Source organism: Streptomyces sp. NPDC058401 (assembly GCF_042722885.1).
Taxonomy (GTDB): domain Bacteria; phylum Actinomycetota; class Actinomycetes; order Streptomycetales; family Streptomycetaceae; genus Streptomyces.
In genome coordinates this window covers 138,895-159,932 of the sequence record NZ_JBHXKA010000002.1, presented here as the reverse complement: position 1 = coordinate 159,932, position 21,038 = coordinate 138,895, and the positions used below count along the sequence as shown (strand labels likewise).

Genomic DNA, 21,038 nt, shown 5'->3' with positions numbered 1-21,038 from the left:
GCAGACGGTGAGCGGAGGGCCCATGAGGCAGGAGGTCGTGGCGCTACGTTGTGCGTAGTCCACAAAGCGCGTTGTTGGAGCAGCTGAGGTTACGCCGGTGGGCGTCCTGTGCCGCAGCTGATGAGCGGCCGGTACGACCGACGAGGGTGGGGGCTGGTCGCGGCCGGTAGCGGAGGCCATGCACCGTGCCCAGAGCAAGGACCTGGCGGCCTTCGACGCACTGCTTCAGTGGCCAGAGCCGATGTCACTTGGGTGGCAGCGTGTCCGCGAACGACACTGCGGTCGTGATCCAGTGGTCCAGCACGGCGTCCTTCGTCAGAGCCGGGCCGCTCACCGTCACCCAGCCGCGCATCGGGCGGCCGGTGAAGTCCATGGGGCGGGCCTCGGGGCGGGCGAGAGCCTGTTCGCTCTGGTCCGGACCCACGCGGACGGCGACCTCTTCGCCGGATACGGCCATGGTCATGTTGCCGTGCAGGAGGAACGCGAGACCGCCGAACATCCGCTTCTCGGTGACGGCTGCCTGTTCACCGAGCCGCTCCCGGATCCGCTGGGCGAGCCCTTCGTCGTACGTCATGCCTCCACTGTCCTGCGGGGTGCCCGAGCCCGCGCGCAGGCTCGCCGCCGATGTGCCGGTGGGGCGGGTGCGCGAGCATGGAGAGGCGGAGCCGGAGTCACTGGGACATGTCAGGGCCCTGAGTCACCGGGGTCCGTGCGGCGTTCCCGGGGTGCGGACCTCAGGCCTTTTGGGGTGAGGCAGCGTCATCAGCGGCTAGAGGATCCGGGGTTCGGGTGGCGAGCCGGGCGAGGGCTTCGGCGGTGGGGGTGTGGGGAGCGGGTTGATAGACGACGAGTTGTTGGCCCGGGGCGGCGCGGACGTCGAAGGATTGGTAGGTCACGGTCAGGGGGCCGGCCGACGGGTGGTGCAGGTGCTTGGTGTCCTGGGTTTTGCCCAGGACCTCGTGGGCGGTCCAGAGGCGGGCGAAGTCCGGACTGCGGGCGGTGAGGGTGTGGACGAGGGAGCGCAGGCGCGGGTCGTTCGGTGTGATGCCGGCGGTCTGCCGCAGGTGGGCCGCGGTGGTCCGGGCCGTGGAGGTCCAGTCGGTGTAGAAGCGCCGGCCCGCGGGGTCGAGGAAGACCATGCGCGCCAGGTTGTCCGCCGGCGCGAACGGTGCATGCAGGGCATCGGCGAGGGGGTTGGCGGCCAGGATGTCCAGGGTGGCGTTGATGACGAACGCCGGGTCGTCCGAGAAGCCGTCCAGGAGCCGGCGGAGGGCCGGACCGATCCGGTCGGTGGCCGGCCGGTCGGCCGGGGGCGTGCCGGCCAGGCGGTGCAGGTGGGCGTGGGTGTCGGGAGTCAGGCGAAGGGCCCGGCCGAGCGCGTCGAGGACTTGGGGCGAAGGACGGCGTTCGCGACCCTGCTCCAGCCGGGCGTAGTAGTCCGCGTTCACTCCGGCCAGGTCGGCGACCTCTTCGCGGCGCAGGCCGGCGACCCTGCGTACGCCGTGGCTCACCAGGCCGACGTCCCGCGGGCCCAGGGCCGCCCTGCGCGCGCGGAGGAACTCTCCGAGGAGATTGCCGGGGGCGGGCACAGGCGTGGTCACGGGCACGGGAACGGGCATGCCCACACGCTAGGGGGTGGGGGCGTGTGCTGCCTGGGTGTGGTGCGTCCTGGTTGGCCGGTCGCCGCTTGCACAGACTCGGTCCGGCGGAGTGATCCGCTTCGAACGAGGAGCAAGGAGCAGGACGGGTATGAGTACCGAAGCCAAGGTAGTGGTCATCACCGGGGCCAGCAGCGGGATCGGGGAGGCGACGGCCCGGCGGCTCGCTGCCGACGGCCACCGGCTGTTCCTGGGCGCACGGCGCACCGACCGGCTCGACGCGCTGAGCCGGGAGATCACCGAGGCGGGTGGCACCGCGGCCTTCCGGCGGCTGGATGTCACCGACGCCACCGATGTACGGGCCTTCGTGGCTGCCGCCCGGGAGCAGTACGGGCGGGTCGACGTGATGGTCAACAACGCGGGGGTGATGCCGCTCTCACCGCTGGACGCGCTGAAGGTCGACGAGTGGGACCGGATGATCGACGTGAACGTGCGAGGTGTGCTGCACGGGATCGCCGCTGCCCTGCCCGTGATGCGGGCCCAGGGCGGCGGGCACTTCGTGAACGTCGCCTCCGTCGGCGCGTACGAGGTGTCGCCCACCGCGGCCGTGTACTGCGCGACCAAGTTCGCCGTCCGCGCCCTATCCGAAGGGTTGCGCCAGGAGTCGGACGGCACCGTCCGGGTCACTCTGGTCTCTCCGGGCGTGACCGAGTCCGAGCTGGCCGAGGGGATCTCCGATCCTGTCGCGAGGGAGGCCATGAAGGCCTATCGCGCCGTGGCGCTGCCGGCGTCCGCCATCGCCGAGGCCATCGCCTACGCCGTCGCCCAGCCGGCCGAGGTCGACGTCAACGAGATCGTCGTACGTCCCGCCGCCAGTGCCCGGTGACCGCCGGGAGTACGGGCACGGGTACGGGTACGGGCGCGAGGACCTGTGGCCGTGGAACGTGACGGCGCCCGTTCGTCGCGGCCCACGGCCCCCGGCGCGGACCGCCGGGGGCCTCTCGGGGTCGCTCAGCGCAAGGCGCTGGTCCTGCTCGGCGCGTGGACCAGTCTGGTGTAGCCCTCCGTGAGGGCGGTCGTCGTCCGACCCACCGTGAACCCGTTCGAGTCGATGGCACGGACGGGCTGAACCTCGTAGGCGGTGCCCGTGAGGAAACATTCGTCGAATCCGCCGAGTTCCTCGGGACGGATGTGGCGCTCCACCACGCGGATTCCGAGTTCGCGCGCCAGCCCGAGCACGGTCTCCCGGGTGATGCCCGCGAGGAAGCAGTCCGCGAGGGGGGTGTGCAGTTCATCCCCGGCCACGAAGAAGATGTTGGCTCCCGTGGCCTCGGCGACGTGGCCGCGGTAGTCGAGGAGCAGCGCGTCGTCGAAGCCGGCGGCGTCGGCGGCGTCCCGGGCCAGGGTGCAGATGTTGTACAAGGAGGCCGCTTTGGCCCGGACGGGCGCGGTGTCCGGATGGGGGCGCCGCCAGCGGGAGGTGCCCAGGCGTATGCCCGCGTTCTTGGCGTCGGCCGAGAAGACGTGCGGCCACTCCCACGTGGCGATCGCCACGTGGACGGAGACGCCGGCGCCGGCCACGCTGATCCGCTCGCTGCCGCGCCATGCCACCGGCCGGACGTATCCGTCGCGGATGCCTTGTCTGCCGACGAGTTCGAGCGTCGCCTCGTCCAGCTCGGCGACGGAGAAGGGGAGGCGGAAACCCAGTTCGAGCGCCGACTCGTGCAGCCTCTGCGAGTGCTCGGTCAGTTTGAAGACGTGACCGTCGTAGACCCGTTCGCCCTCGAAGACCCCACCGCCGTAGTGGAGCCCATGGCTGAGCACGTGCAGGCGGGCGTCCCGCCAGGGTACGAAGCGACCGTCGAGCCAGATGTGTCCGTCGCGGTCGTCGAGAGCCGGAACGGTCACTGCTGCTCCTCCACGGGTGCGTAGTCGATGCGGACGGTCCGTTCGATGGTGTGGTGGAACTCCTCGGCGTCCTCGGCGCTGGGGTGGTGCGAGAGGACGAACGCCGGATAGCCGGTGAATTCCGGATAGGGCCGTACGACGTCACCCGGATGCAGCATCTGGAGAACGTGGTCCACCCGGGGGTCCTCGGCCAGTTCGTCGAGGCCGTGGATGGCTGTGATCCGTCCGGAGCCGCCGCAGGGCACGATGTAGTTGGCCGCGGCCCCGGTCGCCCGGGCGGGCTGCGCCGGCGGCCCGGGCAGCGGGGAGGGGGCGAGCCCCGCGGCGATGCGCAGTGCGTCCGCCGCCAGGTCGGCCCCGGTGACGTGCGCGGCGATGTAGTGGGAAACGCCGGAGCCGCCGACCCGGGCGCCGAGTTCCAGCAGGTAAGGACGTCCGCCCTCGCGCAGCCGCAGTTCGGTGTGGGTCGGGCCGTCGGTGACTCCGAGGGCGCCGTGGGCGGCGACGACCTCGCGCACCAGGTCTTCCTGCACGTGGGGTGAGAGCCGGGCCGGGGCCCGGTAGACGCCCTCTTCGAAGTGCGGGCCGACCGGCTGGCCCTTGTAGCCGATGGACAGCACCTGCACCTCGCCGCGGTGGGCGAGGGACTCCACGGCGAATTCGGGGCCGTCCAGGTACTCCTCCACGACCAGACCCGCGACGTGGCTCAGGTTGTCCCGGCAGATCTGCCAGACCTCTTCGACGACGGCACGGAGCTGCCGCGGGTCATCGGCCTTGGTCACGCCGAGGCTGGAGAAGCCGTTGGCCGGCTTGACCACCACCGGAAACGTGAGGCGGGCGGCATCGGCCCAGTTGTCCGGGTCGTCGAGGACGACGAAGTCCGGTACGTTCAGCCCCGCTTCGGCCAGCCGGCGACGCATGATCCGTTTGTCCTGTACGGCCCTTGCCGTCTCGCTGCCGAGACCTGGCAGGCCGAGTGCTTCGGCCGCGTCGGCGACGAAGGGCACCGCGGGGTCGTACAGCGTCGTGATGCCGTCGAAGGGAGCGTTCTCGTGGCGTTCCCGCAGGATGCCCAGCGCCTTGGCCGGATCACCTTCCACGTCCAGAGGGAGCACCTCCACCACGCCGGGAGGCAGCCGGTCCGGGGACACGGACTCGTCGGGTCGCGGGACCAGCACGATGTCGATGCCGGCCCGGTGCGCGCCTTCGAAGATCCAGGGCAGTGAAAGCCGCTGGTAGACCAGGACGACGACGGGGCGTGGGGGGTGAGGATTCGTCACGGTGCACTTCTTTCGGGCTCGGTCGGGATCGGCGGCTGGGTGGGCTCGGTGCTCTCGGTGGCCGGTACGCGGACCGGTACGACCGTCATCCACACCCCCGCCGAGCACAGTGCGAGGAAGAGGAGGGAGACGGGTCCCGGGGCGTCCGCCGCACCCCGCGCCCACTCGCCCAGACGCACCAGGAACGGCACCACCAGCGCGACGGAGGAGGTGAACAAGGGGCCCTTGCGCAGGATGAGTTCATGGGAGATGACGAAGACGGGGGCGGTGAGCAGCGCACCGAGCACCGCCACTCCGGCCCACTGGGCCGCGCTGATGGCGCCGAGCGGCACCCATACGGCCGCGGTCAGGCCGAGCATGACCGTGGCCGCGCCGGTGACCGCCGGAAGGGCGGCGAGCGGCGGGACGTCGGCCATGTGCTTGCGGTAGACGTAGCCGTACAGGGCGTACGCGAACGTCCCGGCCAGGGCGAGGCAGACCCCGGACACGAGCAGGCCGGTTCCGCCGCCGGTGCTCGCCGGGCCGTCGTCCAGCGCGTAGCCCAGGGCCGCCGCAACGGCGAGCACGGTGCCCAGGACCCGGCGGATGCCCGCCTGTTCGCGGAAGGCGACGATGCCGATCACGAAGGTGATGCAGGGCAGGAGGGACACCACGAGACCGACCCGGGAGGCGCCGATCCGGTCGACGCCGAGCAGCGTTCCCGTGTAGTACGCGAAGAAACCCAGGAACGCCAGCAGCACGACGGCCCGGTGCCGGCCGCCGGTGAGCCGTATCGCCGCCCACGTCCGCGGCCGCAGCGCGGCGATCGCGCCGATGACGAGGAAGCTCGCCGCGGTGCGGCCGGCCGCGACGGCCAGGGGCGGGGTGTCGCTGACCAGCTTGCCGGAGACCACCCAGCCCGTGGCCAGGAGCAGGACCATGAGGCAGGACAGGACCGGGGTGCCGAGGCGGGCGCTCCAACGACTCTCACCGTCATGACGCACGCTCACCACTCCGCGTCCGCGAACCGCAGGGCGGGCAGGCCGGCCAGCGTCCGCTTGGCCCGCAGGAGGACGCTCTGATCCTCGGTGAAGCCGAATCGCTGCTTGGCCTCCCCGGCGGGCAGGTACGTGCGGACGAATTCCTTGGCCGCGGCCCGGTACTCGTCGTCGGTGCGGACACGGTCCTCAAGCTCCTCCACGGCGGCGACGTACGCGCGCAAGGCGTCGAGGGTCTTGTCCCAGTCCAGCCGGAGCAGGCCGTCGGCCTCCGGCGAGCCGGTCAGCGCATGGTGGCGGCGCAGCCAGGAGTAGAGGAAGACACCGGTGCCCGAATCGAAATTGCGGGTCGCGTCGTCGGCCTGCGGGTAGCGGAAGACGCGCTCCAGCAAGATCATGGCGATCTGTTCCCGCGCGAAGGGGACTCCGCCGTCGGCGCAGGCGAGGACGGTCTTGGCGTCGACCTTGGTCTCCTCCAGGAGGCCGACGAACCAGTTCATCTTCAACGTGATGTGCTGGTCGAACGGCCAGCGCCCCTGGTAGTGCATGGAGTCGTGCAGGTATCCCCAGATCGCACGGGCCTCGTAGCAGACCTCCGGCGCCAGGCCGGACGAGGCCCGCGGTACGGAACCCGCGGTGAGGACCGCCTCGGCTCCCGGCAGGGCGTAGGTCTCGTGGATCTTTCGCATCTTGTTGTAGAAGAACATCGCGTACGGCTGGTCCTGCACCTTGTCGCGCGCAGCGACGTTCTCGGGAAAGAACACGAGGCAGTTGCCGTGTGCGAACCCGTGGCTCCCCGCGACGAGCACCAGGGACTGGCAGTTGTTCTTCGGGTGGGGGAAGGACGTGGCCAGTTGGGGCAGGGCGTCGGGTTCCTTGCGCAGGGCGAGGAAGCAGTCGAGCCGCTTGCCGACGGGCGGCACGCTGTTGGTGGTCTGCGCGGGGGCCAGGAAGAACACGTGTCCGCCGTCGGGCGGCGGTGTGAGCGCGTCCCGGGAGCGGGCGAAGTCCGGTGCGCTGTCCAGGCCTTCGCGGAGCCAGCCGTCCACGTCCGCCGCGAGCGCGGCGGCCTGGCCGGGCTGCCCGTTGCGGACGTACCAGGCGGTGGCCTCGTCCCTGATCTCGGCGAGCAGTTCCCCGTCGGCGGTCCGCGGAGCCGTCACCGTACCGTTGTCGGCCTGCCGGAGGCGGAAGCGATTGACCTTGGGTATGAGGGACCCGGCGAGTTCCCTCGCCTCGGCGCGCAAGGCCGCGCCGAGCGGGGCGGTGGCGGTGGCGGTAACCGTGGCGGTGTTGGCGGTGGTGGCGGTGGTGGTCACAGCGCTGCTCCCGTGGCGACGGGCCGGGCCGCGTCCTCGGCGAGCACCTGGTGGATGGTGAAGACCATGGGCACCGGCCCGAAGTCGCGGAGGATGCGCATCCCGTGCCGCTCGGCGGCGACGAGGGTGGTGATGCAGCCTTCGCTCAGGTCGGCCGCACAGTCGATCGCGGCCTGGGAATTGCTCAGTACCAAGCGGGGCTCGGCCTCCCGCGGGACCAGTCCGATCGGGGCCGGATGCGTGGAGACGGTGCCGGGAGCGTCGGCCCCCATGCTGGCCAGAACCATGTTGTGCGTCGGCATGATGAAGCTGTCGACCATGTGCAGCCGGTGCAGGTTCCCGAAGGTCAGGGTATGGAGCGCCGGATAGACGGCGCAGGCCACGAGCGCGTGCTCCCCGTCGTGCGGGACCAACTCGAGGGCGTCCTCGAGCGACGGATGGAGTTCGACCGTGCCGGCGGTTCCCCGGCGCCGCAGCCACTCGTGCGCGGCGGCCTCGAGGTTCGTTCCGTGCGGGCCTAACGTGTGGACATGACGGATGCCATCGGGGCCTAAGCCCGCGCGATGGCGGGGCTCAACAGTCGTAGTCAAGTTTCCTCCTGGATACGTCCCGGGTCATCACCCGGAACAGCCGCTCGTCGGGGCCAAGGATCTCGCCCGTCCAAGCGATCAAACATCCCGGCGCCTTCGCACACAAAGAAAATTCATGTGTGCTTCTTACAAGCCAAGTTCCAAGAGGGCGCAATGTCGGACGATTGCGACCCCCCATGCCCCGCCGTCGTCCTGCCCGGCGGCCGGGGCTCAACCTCCGCGTTCGCCGGCCGACCCGCCGACCAGCCGGGCCGCACGGTCTGAGAGCGCTCCCAATCCCTTGACAGTGCCATGGCGCGGAGGTTCACTCCCCGCACGTTCTGGTTCGGACCAATACTCGAATCGAGGCCCACATGCACCTGTCCAAGTCCATGTCCATGTCCAAGCCCAAGCCCAAGCCCAAGCCCAAGTCCATGACCACGTCCGCGTGTTCCCGTGTCTTACGCCGGGCGGTCCTCGGGGCGGCCGCCCTCACCGCCCTGACCGCGGCGACCGTCTGGAGTCCGGCCGGAGCGGTGCCGCCGTCCGGCGCCGCCGCCGTGCGGGCCGTCACCTTCGAAGACACCTTCGACGGCCCGGCCGGTACCGCCGTCAACCCCGGCAGATGGCAGACGGAGACCGGGGACAACGTCAGCAACCACGAGCGCCAGTACTACACCGCCGGCGCCTCGAACGCCGCGCTCGACGGTCAGGGCCACCTGGTGATCACCGCCCGCCGTGAGAACCCCGGCGGCTACCAGTGCTGGTACGGGCGCTGCGAGTACACCTCCGCCCGGCTCAACACCGCCGGCCGCTTCACCCAGACGTACGGGCACGTGGAGGCGCGCATGCAGGTGCCGCGCGGGCAGGGCATGTGGCCCGCGTTCTGGATGCTCGGGAACGACATCGGCCAGGTCGGCTGGCCGGGCAGCGGCGAGATCGACGTCATGGAGAACGTCGGGTACGAACCCGGCACCGTGCACGGGACCATCCACGGACCCGGCTACTCGGGCGGCGCCGGCATCGGCGCCGCGTACACCCTGTCCGGCGGCCGGGCGTTCGCGGACGAGTTCCACACCTTCGCGGTGGACTGGGCGCCGGGATCGATCACCTGGTCCGTGGACGGCCAGGTCTACCAGCGCCGGACCCCGGCCGATCTCACAGGACGCCAATGGGTGTTCGACAAGCCGTTCTTCCTGATCCTCAACCTCGCGGTGGGCGGCGACTGGCCGGGTGACCCCGACGGGTCGACCGCCTTCCCGAACCGGCTCGTCGTCGACCACGTCCGGGTCACCACCTGGGACGACGGGAACGGCGGCGCGAGCGGTGCGTTCGTCGGCCTGGCCGGCAAGTGCCTGGATGTGGACGGCGCCCAGAACGCCAACGGTACGCAGGTCCAGCTCTACACCTGCAACGGCACGGCCGCCCAGCGGTGGACCCTGCCCGGTGACGGAACGGTCCGCGCGTTCGGCAAGTGCCTTGACGTGAATGCCGGTTCGACGGAACCGGGAGCCAAGGTCCAACTGTGGGACTGCAACGGCACGGGCGCGCAGAAATTCTCCTACAACGCCGCCACCCGCGATCTGGTGAACGTGCCCGCCGACAAGTGCGTGGACGTCCGGGACCAGAACTCCGCGGACCGCACCCCGGTCCTGATCTGGTGGTGCACGGGCAACCCGAACCAGAAGTGGACCCTGGCCGGCTGACCCGACGCACGGAGGCCACGCCCGGGCCCGACTGTCGCCGTGCCCGGGCTGTGATGCTCCGTCTCACAGCCGTCGGGGGCCGACGCCGTCCTCGGCGAGCGTGTCTCCGGGGTTCAGCAGAGCGCATGCCTTCATCGAGAGACATCCGCAGCCGATACATCCGGTGAGCTCGGCCTCGAGCCGCTCGATGGTCTGCCGGCGCTCTTCCAGCCGATGCTTCCAGCTGCGGGAGGCGCGCTGCCACTCCTGGTGACTCGGTGGGCGGTCGAGCGGCACATCGGCGAACGCCTCTCGAAGGTCCTGCAACGGGATGCCGATCCGTTTGGCCACCGAGATCAATGCAACGCGGCGCAGCATGTGCCGAGGGTAGCGACGCTGGTTGCGGTCGTCGCGTTCGGACGCGATCAGGCCGAGCTCTTCGTAGAACCGCAGGGCGGAGACGGCCGTCCCGGTTCGTGTGCTCACCTCGCCGATGCCCAGCCAGTCGTCCGGGGTGGCCCGGGCGTCGACGGAGCGGTTGCTCGTCATCAAAAGCCTCCTGTTGACCTCAAGTCTACTTGAGCCCATACCGTCGGCTGCGTCGGAACGGCAAGCAGGAACCACCGGGAGAGGACGGCAGTTCGATGACGTTTGTGATCGCTTTGCCCTGCGTGGACGTCAAGGACAGGGCATGCATCGACGAGTGCCCTCTCGACTGCATCTACGAGGGCGAGCGCATGCTCTACATCCAGCCGGACGAGTGCATCGACTGCGGTGCCTGCGAGCCGGTGTGCCCGGTGGAGGCGATCTTCTTCGAGGACGACACCCCGCAGGAATGGCAGCACTTCAACACCGTGAACGCCGAGTTCTTCGCCGACCTCGGCGCCCCCGGCGGAAGCGCGAGGCTCGGTCCGATCGGACGGGACCATCCGATCGTGGCGGCCCTCCCGCCTCAGGATGCCGCCCGTTCGGTCCCCGCGGTCCTGGATCTCGGTCGCGAACCGGCGGACGGGTGACGCTGCTGGTCATCGACGTGGCAGTTCCAGCGGGCCTGTGACTCCGCGTTTCACCAGGCCTTGAGGAACGCGCTGCCCAACCTGGGTGTGTTCGCCCTCAGCTTCGCTCTCACCGCCGGGTTCTGGCGTGATCATCGCAGGATCATCGCCGGCCTGAGGAACAGCACCGTGGCCGTGACTCGCGTGATTCTTCTCGGCCTCGGACTGGTCGCCCTGCTCCCCTTCCCGACGGCACTGCTCGCCGGGTACGCCTCTCAGCCCGACGCGGTAGCCGGCCGGCCCGGATGGTTTTCCCGTGCCGTTGGCGGAATTAGAAATTCCTCCTGTCTGGGCGGCTCGTGGAGTTCGGATATTGCATCAACGCACGCGGGGAGGGCCTGCCGGAGGTCGACAGTAGTAGGCCATTCCGGTTGTTTACACGGGTGCATTCAGTGAGGGCGGCTGCGTCGGATGCCCCCCGCGGACGGGGGAATTCCAGCGCCTCCGAGCCGGTGCGCCGATCGATCGGCCGACGCACCGGCCTTGAGTGAAGTGCTTCGGGCGACAGGCACCCGCGCCTTGGCGGGCATGTCGAAAAGGAGTGCCCCGGGGGTGCCGGAAGCCCCCCTCTGAGCCTGCGGTATTCATTCTCGCGGTCCGAAAGCGGAATGCCCGGGCGGTTGGTCAGGCGTCGAGCTTCTGCCAGTCCGCCATACGCTGGAGGGCGAAGATTTCGCCGACCGAGGCTATGTATTCCTCAAGAGAGGTGGATTGCCCCTGCTCGTAGATGGAGCGAAACGTACTGCGCAGGGAGGTCACCGTCGCGCGCAGTCCTTGGTTGGCATAGATGACGATGGAGACGCCCGCTGCGCGGATGTCGTCGATGTGCCAGTCCGGGTAGGTGGTGGGCACCACGACGACCGGCAGCCGTCCGTTCCAGCCGGCCAGGAAATCGAGGATCTGGTCCTTCGTCGGCTGCTTGGAGTGGATCAAAATGGCGTCGGCGCCGGCGTCCGCGTACGCGTGGCATCGGGACAGCGCTTCCTCCACGCCCAAGCCGCTGATCAGGGCCTCGGTCCGGGCGATGACGAAGAACTCCTCGCTGGACTGACTGGCCTTGGCGACGGTGATCTTACGGGCGAACTCGGCCGTGTCCAGCAGGCTCTGGTCGCCGGCGGCGAAGCTGTTGAGCTTCGGGAAGCGCTTGTCCTCCAGGCAGACCGCGGTGATGCCCGCGGCCTCGAACTCGTGGACCATGTGGGCCACGTTCATGTTGCCGCCGTAGCCCGTGTCGCAATCCGCCACAACCGGAATGTCGAGCGCCTTTTGCATTCGCGCCGCCGCCTCGAGGTACTCGGTCATCGAGAGGATGCTTGCGTCGGGCAGGCATCGTGCGGCCGATACCTCGAGACTTGATGACCAGATCGCCTGGAACCCCGCCTCCTGGGCGAGTACCGCACCAAGGGCGTCGTGAGCGCCGGCGAGTCGGGCTAATCCATTCCGGGCAAGACTGGCCCGGAATGAAGGGTACCTGCGTGTCGACATGCGTCCCCCTATGCCTGCGAAGCGCAGGATCGGATATTTCGCTGGGTCAACCAATTACCTGAGCGCGCCCGGTGTTCTTGACCTGCTTCGTCGAAGGTCGCAACCGAATAGGTGCTGCGCGTGTGGCCGAGGGTGGCGGGCCTCGACTTCCGGAACCATACATGAGCGCCGAATGAAGCCAAGTGGTTTAACTGGCTCGGTGTCACGAGAACCCGGGGCAAGATGGACATACGTGGGGGCCTTGAATGGGCCTGATCAATGATCTAGGGTTGTTTCTCGATCGACGGACTTAGGGGGAGTCTTGTCTTCGAGTGGCGTTTCTTGTGCCCCGGCCGGAGGCCGCTGGGCCGGTGAATCAGATATTCCGAATGTCTCGGTGGACTGCGCCGGCCCTGCTGGGGCTTTGAGAGTCGGATTCTGCGCATAGGCGCCGTGTTGCCAAGGTGCGTTTCCGCACCTCTGTCGTGCGACGCGCACGGGCGTCGTGGCCCTGTGGCCCCACAGTCGGGGCGGCTGCCGGCCGGTGACGCTGTGGCGGTCGCTCGTACTTCTGATCCTTCCGGGCCGTGGCGCCCGATTGCTCGACCATGCCCTCGTCCCAACCCGTTGACCCTGTTCGTCAACCTTGACCCGGTGGAGGACCATCTTGTCGCTGTCATCCGATCATCAAGTTCCGCGGTCGCAGGAACGGCTGATCCTGCTGAATCCCGGGCCTGTCAATGTGCACGACGATGTGCGCGCGGCGATGGCGTCGCCCGATCAGTGCCACCGGGAGCCGGAAGCGGCCGCTCTCATGTCCAGGGTCAGGGAGAAGGCGGCCCGGATCTGTGGTGGCGACGAGCGGCACACCTCGGTCCTGCTGGCCGGGTCGGGCACGGCCGCCCTGGAGGCGGCCTTCTCGTCCATAGTCCCCGCCGACGGACGCATCCTCATCCTCGACAACGGTCACTACGCCGATCGACTGTGCCGCATCGTGTCGGTGCATCAAATCCCGCATGTACGCATGGAGTTTGGCTGGACCCAGCCGATCAGTGTGGAGGCGGTCGACCGGGCCCTCGCGGACGACCCGTCGATCACGCACGTGGGTCTCGTGCATCACGAGACGAGCACCGGGATGCTCAATCCGCTCCGCGAGATCGGGGCCGTCGTCGCACGACACGGTCGGTCGCTCGCCGTGGACGCGATCAGCAGCCTGGGTTCCGAGCGGCTCGACCTGGTCGCCGACCACATCGACTGGTGCGTCGGCACGGCGAACAAGTGCCTGGAGGGGTTGCCCGGGGTGAGCTTCGTCGCCGGACCGAGGGAGCGCTTCGCGGAGTTGGAGACCGTACCGGCCCACACCTTCTACCTCGACCTGTACGGCCACTTCAACGCCCAGGACCGCGAGAAGGCGCCGCTCTTCACACCGGCCCTGCAGGTGATGACCGCCTTCGAGAAGGCCCTGGACCGCGCCATCGATGAAGGAGTCACGGCGCGTGGCGAGCGCTACACGGCCCTGGCCGAGCGGATCCGCACCGGTCTCGCCGACCGGGGCGTCCGCTTCCTGCTTCCGCCGGAACACCGTGCCAACTCCGTGACGAACGTCCATGTACCCGGCGGCCTGACATACGAAGAGCTGCACGACGGCCTGAAGGCCGAAGGGTTCGTCGTGTACTCGACGCAGCAGCAGCTGGCGGGCGTCTTCCGGGTGGCCAACATGGGCCAGCTGACCGAAGGCGACATCACGGAGTTCCTCGCCGCCTTCGACCGCGTCGTGGCCAAGCACGCCGGGGAGACCGAGTGACCGGGGAGAAGGAGGACGTCGGCATGGCACCTGTGACCCTCGCCATCGTGGGAGGCGGACCGAGCTGTACCTATGTGCTGGACCGGCTCGCCGCCACCGCGCGGGCGGCCGGCGCAACCCTGGCGCTCGACATCCACATCTTCGACCGGTCGGGGCAGTTCGGCGCAGGCCAGGTGCACAGCCCGGACCAGCCGGTGACCAGCTTCCTCAACCGCATCGTGGGCCAGGTCGGCTTCGCGGCCGATGAGAGTGTGGCCGATGCGGGCCCGCTGCTGGCCCCGGCCGACCGTCCGACGTTACTCGAGTGGTGCCGCGCCCGGTTCGAAGCCACCGGCGACCCGGCCTTCGACCTGGTGGCCGAGGACTGGCCCAAGCGGTACATCCACGGGCAGGCCCTGCGCGACCGCTTCGACCGCTACGTGGAACTGCTGCGGGACTGCCCCGGGGTGCGGGTGCACCTGCACCTCGCGGAGGTCGTCGACCTGGACGACAGCGGAGACGATGGCCGGCTCGGCATCGTCACCGGCACGGGGGGCCCGCGCATCCGAGCCGACCACATCCTCATGCTCACCGGTCATTCCTCCAACGACCCCCTGAAGTACCCCAGGCAGCGGGAATGGGCGCGCTTCGCCCAGGAGCACGCCGCCGTCTTCGTCCCGTCCGCCTACCCGCTGGAAGACGCGTTCGACGCGACGGCCGGACCCGCCGAGGTCGTCGGTTGTGTGGGCATGGGCCTCACGGCCATCGATGTCATCCTGCACCTCACCGAAGGCCGGGGCGGCCGGTACGAACAGGACGCCGCCGGGATGCCGGTCTACCGGGCATCCGGGCGGGAGCCCTCGTCCATAGCGGTGTTCAGCCGCGCGGGTCTGTTCACCCTCGCCCGTCCCTACAACGCGAAGGAACGCGACCCCCAGGAGCTGGAGCACCGCGGGGTGTTCCTCGTCGAAGAGGCCGTCCGGCAACTGCGTGACTCGGCCGGCCGGCCGGTCCGGGTGGGAGGCCGGGTGCAGGCCCAGCTCGACTTCCGGGCACACGTACTGCCCGTGGTCGTGCTGGAGATGGCGCACCTCTACTACACCACCCTCTTCGGGAAGGGATTCGGCCAGTACGCCGAAGCGGCGGCGCGGCCGGAGTACGAGGCGTTCCTTGCCGACGGGGGAGCGGGTGCCGCGAGCGAGAAGGCCGTGGAGCGCCTCCTCGCGGCGGTGGACGGTGCCGTGGACGAGGCCGTGTCCACGATCGACCGGGTGCTCGACGGGTCCCTCCCGTACGGCCTCGCCCAGCGGCACTCGTGGTCGGCCGAGGCCGTGCACCGCTTCCTGAACGTGGTCTTCGGCCCGGCCCTGGCCGCAGACCTGACGGCCGTGCTGGACGACGGCCCTGCCCTCGCGGCCGCGGTCGCCGCGGCCGAATCCCCCTACCGCCACCCGGTAGCGGCGGCGGACAACCGGTTCGACTGGGCCCGTACGATCGCGCCGCTGCCGCGGGACTCCTACTCCACGCCCGAGGAGTACCGGGATGCCCTACTCGACTTCATCGACATCGACCACCGATGGGCAGCCCAGGACAACGTGTGGAACCCCGCCAAGGCGGCGGCCGACGGAGTGTGGCGGGACCTGCGGGACGTCCTGGCCGTGGCGCTGGACTTCGGCGGATTGCGCGCCTCCTCGCATCGTGAATTCCTCGATGTGTACATGCGCCATCACAACCGGCTGTGCAACGGTGCGGCGCTCGAAGTAATGGAGAAAATCCGCGCGTTGGTCCGCCACGGCTTGGTGGACGTGTCCGTCGGACCCGACGCCGAGGTCCTCGCCGACCGGCGGACCGGGCGCTTCCGGGTGCGCGGACCGGCCACCGGCGCGGACCTGGAGCTGGACGTGCTGGTCGATTCGCGGGTCCACGCCTTCGACGCCGAGAACGACGTGCTGCCGCTCTACCCGAATCTGCTGCGCCGAGGTCTGGTCCGCAAGTGGCACAACCCCGGTCAGGGCGAACCGGACTTCGCCCCCGGAGGTCTCGACCTCACGGCCCAGTTCCATCCGGTACGCGGCGACGGAAGCGCCGACGCCAGGCTCACCCTGCTCGGCCCGCCGAGCGAAGGGGTGATGTTCTTCCAGCTGGGAGCCCTGCGGCCGGACCAGAACCACCACGTCATGCAGGATGTCCTGTGCTGGCTCAGGGAGTTCTGGCCGAACGTCACCGCGACGCACGCGGAACCCGCCGAAGTGTCCGTATGAGTCGAGCAGTCGAGCAGTCGAGCAGTCGAGCAGTCAAGTGAGGAGTGTGGTCGAGTTGGCCGAACCAGTGGTGACGCTCAGTGGTGACACATCGTTGCGACTGGCGGAGTTCGATGATCCGCCGAGGGATCCGATGGGGCTCCTGAGCGAGTGGCTCGACAGCGCGGTGCAGCGCGGCGTGAGGGAACCGTTCGCCGCGGTCCTGGCCACCGCGGACGAGGACGGCCGGCCTTCGACGAGGATCCTCCTGGTGAAGGAATTCGACGACCGGGGCCTGGTCTTCACCAGCTTCAAGGGCAGCCGCAAGGGCCAGGACCTGGCAGCGCGGCCCTGGGGCGCGATGACGTTCTACTGGCGCGAGACCCTGCAGCAGCTCACGGTCACCGGCAGGGTCGAGGAGGTCGGGGAGAAGGAGTCCGACGCACTGTTCGCGGAGCGTCCGCTGGCCGCCCAGGCCACATCGGCCGTGTCGCGGCAGAGCCGCCCGCTGGAGGACGAGTCCGCGCTGCGCGACACGGCCCGTGAACTGGCCGAGGCCGGCGAGCCGATCCGGCGGCCGGCGGAATGGACCGGCTATCGACTCGTGCCGGACAGCATCGAGTTCTGGTACGGCAGCCCCGACCGTCTGCACCGGCGACTGCGCTACGACCGCACGGCGCAGGACTCGGACGGCTGGACGAACCAGCGGCTCCAACCGTGATCCTGGGGTGCGGGAGCCGGCCCGGCTCCCGCACCCGGCCCGGATCGCATGCGCCCGACGTCACCCCGACGTCACCCCTTCGTCGCCCCGACAACGGACGGACACCGATGGCCAACCCCGCGCGCATCGTCGTGCTGGACCCCGTACACCCTGACGCGCTCGCGGCCTTGCGCGAGGTCCACGAGGTCCTGGTGCGCTTACAGCCCCCCGAAGACGAACTCCTCGCACTCGTGGCGGACGCCGACGCACTCGTCGTGCGAAGCGGCGTACGGATCACCGCCGAAGTCGTGGCGGCCGCACCCGGACTCCGTGTCGTCGCCCGGGCCGGCTCCGGCACCGACAACATCGACCTCGAAGCCTGCCGCCGCGCCTCGGTCCAGGTATTCAACATCCCGGGTGCCTCATCCGGAGCGGTGGCCGAACTCGTCATCGGCCTCACGCTGGCCGTGACCCGCAACATCGCCAGGGCCGACCGGCAGATCCGCTCCGGCATCTGGGACAAGCCCAACCTGGCGGGTCCCGAGCTGTACGGCCGTACGCTGGGCATCGTGGGCTTGGGCCGCATCGGATCCAGGGTGGCGGAACTGGGCCGGGCGATGGGCATGCGGGTGGTCGCCTCCATCGCCCGCCCCACACCGGAACGGCGTGCGCGACTGCGCGAGCGGGGAGTGGAACTCACCGATCTGCCCGGGCTGCTCACCACCGCGGACGTGGTCTGCCTGGCCGTGCCCCTCACCCCGGATACCAAGGCGCTGCTGAGCGGTCCGGAGTTCGCCGCGATGGGGGCAGGCTCCTACCTGGTCAACATCTCCCGCGGCGGGGTGGTGGACGAACAGGCCCTGTACGAAGCGCTGCGCAACGGAACCATCGCGGGCGCGGCCCTGGACGTCCTCTCGGTGGAGGGCGGCCTGCCGGACCTCGTCCGTCTGGAGAACGTCGTACTCACCCCGCACATCGGGGCGACCACGACGGACGCCCAGGCAAGGGTCGGCGAGATCCTGGTGTCCGAACTGAACCTGGCGCTGTCCGGCGCTTCGGCGCAGGGGCGCGTGGTATGACCGCCGGACCCATAACGACGGCCGCGGTGCTCACCACCGCCCGGCTCATCGACCACCAGGCGGTCCCGACACTCGAACCGGGGCCGGGGGAGATCCTGGTCGACGTCGCTGCGAGCGGCATCTGCGGGTCCGACCTCGCCGCCTATCGGGGAACCCACCCGTACAAGACCGCGCCGACGGTCCTGGGCCACGAATTCTCCGGCGTGGTGCGTGCCGTCGGAGCGGAGGTCACCGGATTCGCGCCGGGGGACCTGGTGTGTTCGGCGGCCTTCTCGCACTGCGACGACTGTCCTGAGTGCCTGCGCGGCCACGCGAACCTCTGCTCCCGGAAACGCAACCTCAGCCATCTCGGATGGACCGGATCGTTCGCCGACCAGGTGTTGCTGCGGCCCAACATGGCCCACCGGCTCCCCGCCGGCCTGCATCCCGTCGCCGGAGCCCTCGTCGAACCGCTGACCATCGGCTACCACGCGATGCGGCTGGCCGGCCCGGGGGCCGGACGCAGCATCCTCGTGCTCGGCTCCGGAACCATCGGGCTGAGCAGCCTGGTGGCCTCCCGGCAACTCGGCTACGGGCAAGCGGTCTGCGTAGACCTCGGACCGGAGAAGGGGAACCTCGCTCTCGCGGTCGGCGCCGACGCCTACGTCGACGCCCGTGCGGGCGACGTCGCCGCCCGGAGCATCCGTGCCCTCGGCGGACCCGCGGACGTGGTGGTGATCGCGGCCGGATACCCGGGGGTGACCGATCAGGCGAGCCGGGCCGTACGCGCCGGGGGCGACATCATCGTGGTGAGCTACTTCGAGGACAGTCCGTCGGTCGATCTGAACGCGCTGGTGGGGCGAGAGATCACCCTTCGGTGCTCCGCCCTGTCCAATCCGGACGACTTCGACGAGGTCATTTCCTGGCTGGAGGGCGGCCGCTTCGATCCGTTGCCCCTGATCACCCACCATTTCCCGCTCGCGGAAGCCGGGGCAGCCCTGCTGCTGATGGACCGGGCAGGCGCGCCGACGGGAAAGATCATGCTCCATGTGTCCACCGATCCAGGGGAGTTCGACAGCCAATGGGCGAGATGACTTCGGGCCTGCGCGCGGCCGTCATAGGCGGCGCAGGGTACACGGGCGGCGAGATGTGCCGACTGCTGCTCAACCACAGGGCCGTGCGGGACATCGTTCCCACCTCGCGCGCCAAGGAGCCTCTGGAGCGGGTCCACCCCAACCTGCTGGGCAGCGGGCTGGAGTTCCGGCCGGTCGAGGAGGTCCTGGCCTCGGCCTCCTCCTTCGACCTGGTCTTCCTGTGCACGCCGTCGGGCGGGGCCATGCGGCTGGCGCCCGAGCTGCTCGACGCCGGAGTACGGGTGGTGGACCTCAGCGCAGACTTCCGGTTCGCCGATCCCGAGCGCTACCGGGCGACCTACGGGCAGGACCACGCGGTGCCCGCGCTGCTCGACCGTGCGGTCTACGGGGCGACCGAGCTGAACCGCGACCGGATCCGGGAGGCGCGACTGGTGGCGAACCCCGGCTGCTACGTCATCACGGCACTCCTCGGCCTCACCCCGCTGCTGGGCGCCGGCCTGATGGACCCGGACGCCCCCGTGCACATCGCGGCCGTCAACGGCACGACGGGCGCAGGGGTCACCCCACGCACCGAGATTCTGCACGCGGAGGTGTTCGGATCGATGCTGCCGTACAGCCTCCAGGGCCACCGGCACGCCCCTGAACTGGAGGACCAGCTCTCTCGGGTGGCCGGCGGGCCGGTCACGGTGGACCTGAGCACCGCCCACGGAAACTTCGCCCGTGGCATCTACATCCAGGCGAGCGTCCGCCTCGCCCGGGAACTGCGCGACGGTGTCTCCCGGGAGACCCTGCTCGACCTCTACCGGATCCGCTACGGGGCCGGCGCGGAGGGCGAGTTCTTCGTACGGGTGAACGACCAGCCGTCGGCCGGAGGGGTCACCGACAAGGACTACGGACGGTATCCCGCTCTGGCCGGAGTGGTGGGGTCCAACTTCTGCCACATCGGTCTCGACTACGACGCGGCGCGGGGCATCGCCAAAGTGGTGGCGGTCACCGACAACCTGGTGAAGGGTGCGGCCGGCTCGGCGATCCAGAACATGAACGTCATGCTGGGAATCGACGAGACCGAAGGCCTGCGCGGATATGGCCTCTGATCCGCTGCGGGGGATACCGGTACTCGGAGAGCGGAGGATCGGGCCCGGCGAACGATGGATCTTCTCGGCCGGCTTCAACGTCGACGCCCGGCTGACCTCCACCGGCCGGATCGACAGCGAACTGCCCGACCTGGCACGGCTGGCCGAGGCCGGTGCCCGGGTGGCTGTCCTGTCCCACCAAGGGAGCCACCGCGACGGGACGGCTGTGCCGCTGCCCCACATCGCTTCCTATCTCGCCCGTGAACTGGGCCGCCCCGTACGGTACTTCCCGGAGAACGCCACCCCTGCGGCGGAGCAGGAGGCACGGGCCATGGGAGAGGGCGAGATCGTCCTGTTCGGGAACTCCCGCGCACACGCCGGGGAAGAGAGGGACGATCCCGAACTGGCACGGCGGTTCGCGGCACTCGGCGATCATGTCGCCGTCGGCGGTTTCTCCAAGGCGCACCGCGCCCATGCCTCCAATACGGGCCTGCTCCGCCATCGCACGGGCTGCGCGGCGACCTCCCTGGTCGCGGAGGTGCGTGCCCTCGCGCCATGGGCCGACGGCGGCTCGGAGGAGGGGCCGGCGGCCGTGGTGCTGGGCGGTCGCAAACCGGAGAAGACGCTGGTCGGACTGGCTCACCTCACCGGCTCCCACGACCTTGTCGTCCCCGCCGGCGTGGTGCTCAACACCGTGCTGAAGTCCCTGGGACACGAGGTGGGGGCCTCCGACCTCGGGGAGCGCCCGGAGGCGTGTGAACTGGCGGCCCGGCAGGCGCTGACGCGCCCGGGCGGTGCCCGCGTACACCTTCCTCGTACCGTGCTGGTAGCGCCCGCCGACCGGATCGGGCAGACCAGGGCGCGGCCGGTGGAGATCGCGGACGGGGTGCCCGCCGGGCACGCGATCGTCGACTTCGTCGTCCGGCCCTGGGCGCTGGAGCTGTTGGCCCGGGCCGGCAGCGCTGTCGTCGCGGGGACTCCGTCCCGCTACCTGGCCGGCCACACCGTGTCCTCCGACGCGATCCTCGCCGCTCTGTCGGCCACCTCGGGCGCGGTGCTGCTGCTCGGCGGTGACACCGTGGCGGAGCTCCCCTGGTCCGGTGCGACCTCCACCGGCGGCGGCTCGGCCTTGACCCTCATCGTTCAGGGGACCTGCGCGGTGCTCGAAGCGCTGAGGCGCGACGACGCGGCGTAAGCCGCCCGCCGCGCCCCTCACGCCCGTTCCCATCCCGACC

The 21,038-nt window shown here is 69.9% G+C and carries 20 protein-coding genes; 11 read left to right on the top strand and 9 right to left on the bottom strand.

The window, feature by feature from the left end; genetic code table 11:
• Positions 1-244: 244 nt before the first annotated feature.
• Together ACFWNV_RS01535 and ACFWNV_RS01530 are read right to left on the bottom strand one after the other, a co-directional pair.
• The gene (locus ACFWNV_RS01535; RefSeq protein ID WP_383938757.1) at positions 245-574 is read right to left on the bottom strand and encodes a TfoX/Sxy family protein; all 330 of its coding nucleotides are present in this window, start codon (positions 572-574) and stop codon (positions 245-247) included.
• A 160-nt stretch (positions 575-734) separates the two neighbouring features.
• Complete coding sequence (locus tag ACFWNV_RS01530) at positions 735-1,619, bottom strand: helix-turn-helix transcriptional regulator (protein WP_383938754.1); 885 nt, start codon at positions 1,617-1,619, stop codon at positions 735-737.
• 130 nt (positions 1,620-1,749) lie between these two features.
• Between ACFWNV_RS01530 and ACFWNV_RS01525 the strand changes: the two genes are divergently transcribed.
• Complete coding sequence (locus ACFWNV_RS01525) at positions 1,750-2,484, top strand: SDR family oxidoreductase (RefSeq protein WP_383938751.1); 735 nt, start codon at positions 1,750-1,752, stop codon at positions 2,482-2,484.
• 125 nt (positions 2,485-2,609) lie between these two features.
• Here the strand turns inward: ACFWNV_RS01525 and ACFWNV_RS01520 are convergent, their stop codons facing one another.
• From ACFWNV_RS01520 to ACFWNV_RS01500, 5 genes are read right to left on the bottom strand one after another with little or no spacing between them, the layout of a single operon-like run.
• A complete protein-coding gene (locus ACFWNV_RS01520; RefSeq protein WP_383938748.1) occupies positions 2,610-3,506 on the bottom strand; it encodes a branched-chain amino acid aminotransferase in 897 nt (298 codons plus the stop codon).
• Complete coding sequence (locus tag ACFWNV_RS01515; protein WP_383938745.1) at positions 3,503-4,786, bottom strand: ATP-grasp domain-containing protein; 1,284 nt, start codon at positions 4,784-4,786, stop codon at positions 3,503-3,505. The genes ACFWNV_RS01520 and ACFWNV_RS01515 overlap by 4 nt, the downstream gene beginning before the upstream one ends.
• On the bottom strand, positions 4,783-5,769 hold the full coding sequence (locus tag ACFWNV_RS01510; protein ID WP_383938742.1) for a DMT family transporter: 987 nt from the start codon (positions 5,767-5,769) through the stop codon (positions 4,783-4,785). Before ACFWNV_RS01510 ends, ACFWNV_RS01515 begins: the two co-directional genes overlap by 4 nt.
• A gap of 2 nt (positions 5,770-5,771) precedes the next feature.
• Complete coding sequence (locus ACFWNV_RS01505; RefSeq protein WP_383938739.1) at positions 5,772-7,082, bottom strand: DUF6421 family protein; 1,311 nt, start codon at positions 7,080-7,082, stop codon at positions 5,772-5,774.
• Entirely contained in the window at positions 7,079-7,495 is a 417-nt protein-coding gene (locus ACFWNV_RS01500; RefSeq protein WP_328302281.1) for a hypothetical protein, read from the bottom strand. Before ACFWNV_RS01500 ends, ACFWNV_RS01505 begins: the two co-directional genes overlap by 4 nt.
• Before the next feature lie 590 nt (positions 7,496-8,085).
• On the opposite strand from ACFWNV_RS01500, the gene ACFWNV_RS01495 reads away from it, so the two are divergent.
• Positions 8,086-9,357, top strand: a complete 1,272-nt coding sequence (locus tag ACFWNV_RS01495; RefSeq protein ID WP_383938826.1) for a ricin-type beta-trefoil lectin domain protein — start codon at positions 8,086-8,088, stop codon at positions 9,355-9,357.
• Positions 9,358-9,420: 63 nt separating this feature from the next.
• Here ACFWNV_RS01495 and soxR read toward each other — a convergent pair whose 3' ends face one another.
• Positions 9,421-9,885 (bottom strand): redox-sensitive transcriptional activator SoxR, encoded by a 465-nt coding sequence (gene soxR / locus ACFWNV_RS01490; RefSeq protein ID WP_383938735.1) that lies wholly within the window; start codon positions 9,883-9,885, stop codon positions 9,421-9,423.
• A 95-nt stretch (positions 9,886-9,980) separates the two neighbouring features.
• Here soxR and fdxA point away from each other — a divergent pair, with 95 nt between their 5' ends.
• Positions 9,981-10,352, top strand: a complete 372-nt coding sequence (fdxA, locus tag ACFWNV_RS01485; protein ID WP_383938732.1) for a ferredoxin — start codon at positions 9,981-9,983, stop codon at positions 10,350-10,352.
• 87 nt (positions 10,353-10,439) lie between these two features.
• A complete protein-coding gene (locus ACFWNV_RS01480; protein ID WP_383938824.1) occupies positions 10,440-10,787 on the top strand; it encodes a hypothetical protein in 348 nt (115 codons plus the stop codon).
• Positions 10,788-11,015: 228 nt separating this feature from the next.
• Here ACFWNV_RS01480 and ACFWNV_RS01475 read toward each other — a convergent pair whose 3' ends face one another.
• Positions 11,016-11,876: an isocitrate lyase/phosphoenolpyruvate mutase family protein gene (locus ACFWNV_RS01475; RefSeq protein WP_383938729.1), complete on the bottom strand. Its 861-nt coding sequence runs from the start codon at positions 11,874-11,876 to the stop codon at positions 11,016-11,018.
• Positions 11,877-12,597: 721 nt separating this feature from the next.
• Between ACFWNV_RS01475 and ACFWNV_RS01470 the strand changes: the two genes are divergently transcribed.
• The 7 genes from ACFWNV_RS01470 (at position 12,598) to pgk (ending at position 20,998) form a co-directional block, all read left to right on the top strand.
• Entirely contained in the window at positions 12,598-13,659 is a 1,062-nt protein-coding gene (locus tag ACFWNV_RS01470; RefSeq protein ID WP_383938726.1) for a pyridoxal-phosphate-dependent aminotransferase family protein, read from the top strand.
• A 23-nt stretch (positions 13,660-13,682) separates the two neighbouring features.
• Positions 13,683-15,899, top strand: coding sequence for an FAD/NAD(P)-binding protein (locus ACFWNV_RS01465; protein ID WP_383938723.1), 2,217 nt, complete (start codon positions 13,683-13,685; stop codon positions 15,897-15,899).
• A gap of 37 nt (positions 15,900-15,936) precedes the next feature.
• On the top strand, positions 15,937-16,599 hold the full coding sequence (gene phzG / locus ACFWNV_RS01460) for a phenazine biosynthesis FMN-dependent oxidase PhzG (RefSeq protein ID WP_383938720.1): 663 nt from the start codon (positions 15,937-15,939) through the stop codon (positions 16,597-16,599).
• 107 nt (positions 16,600-16,706) lie between these two features.
• Positions 16,707-17,657, top strand: a complete 951-nt coding sequence (locus tag ACFWNV_RS01455) for a hydroxyacid dehydrogenase (RefSeq protein ID WP_383938717.1) — start codon at positions 16,707-16,709, stop codon at positions 17,655-17,657.
• Positions 17,654-18,730, top strand: coding sequence for a zinc-binding dehydrogenase (locus tag ACFWNV_RS01450; protein WP_383938713.1), 1,077 nt, complete (start codon positions 17,654-17,656; stop codon positions 18,728-18,730). Before ACFWNV_RS01455 ends, ACFWNV_RS01450 begins: the two co-directional genes overlap by 4 nt.
• Positions 18,718-19,824, top strand: coding sequence for an N-acetyl-gamma-glutamyl-phosphate reductase (gene argC / locus ACFWNV_RS01445; RefSeq protein ID WP_383938710.1), 1,107 nt, complete (start codon positions 18,718-18,720; stop codon positions 19,822-19,824). Before ACFWNV_RS01450 ends, argC begins: the two co-directional genes overlap by 13 nt.
• Positions 19,814-20,998, top strand: coding sequence for a phosphoglycerate kinase (gene pgk / locus ACFWNV_RS01440; RefSeq protein ID WP_383938707.1), 1,185 nt, complete (start codon positions 19,814-19,816; stop codon positions 20,996-20,998). The genes argC and pgk overlap by 11 nt, the downstream gene beginning before the upstream one ends.
• The last annotated feature ends 40 nt before the right edge of the window (positions 20,999-21,038 follow it).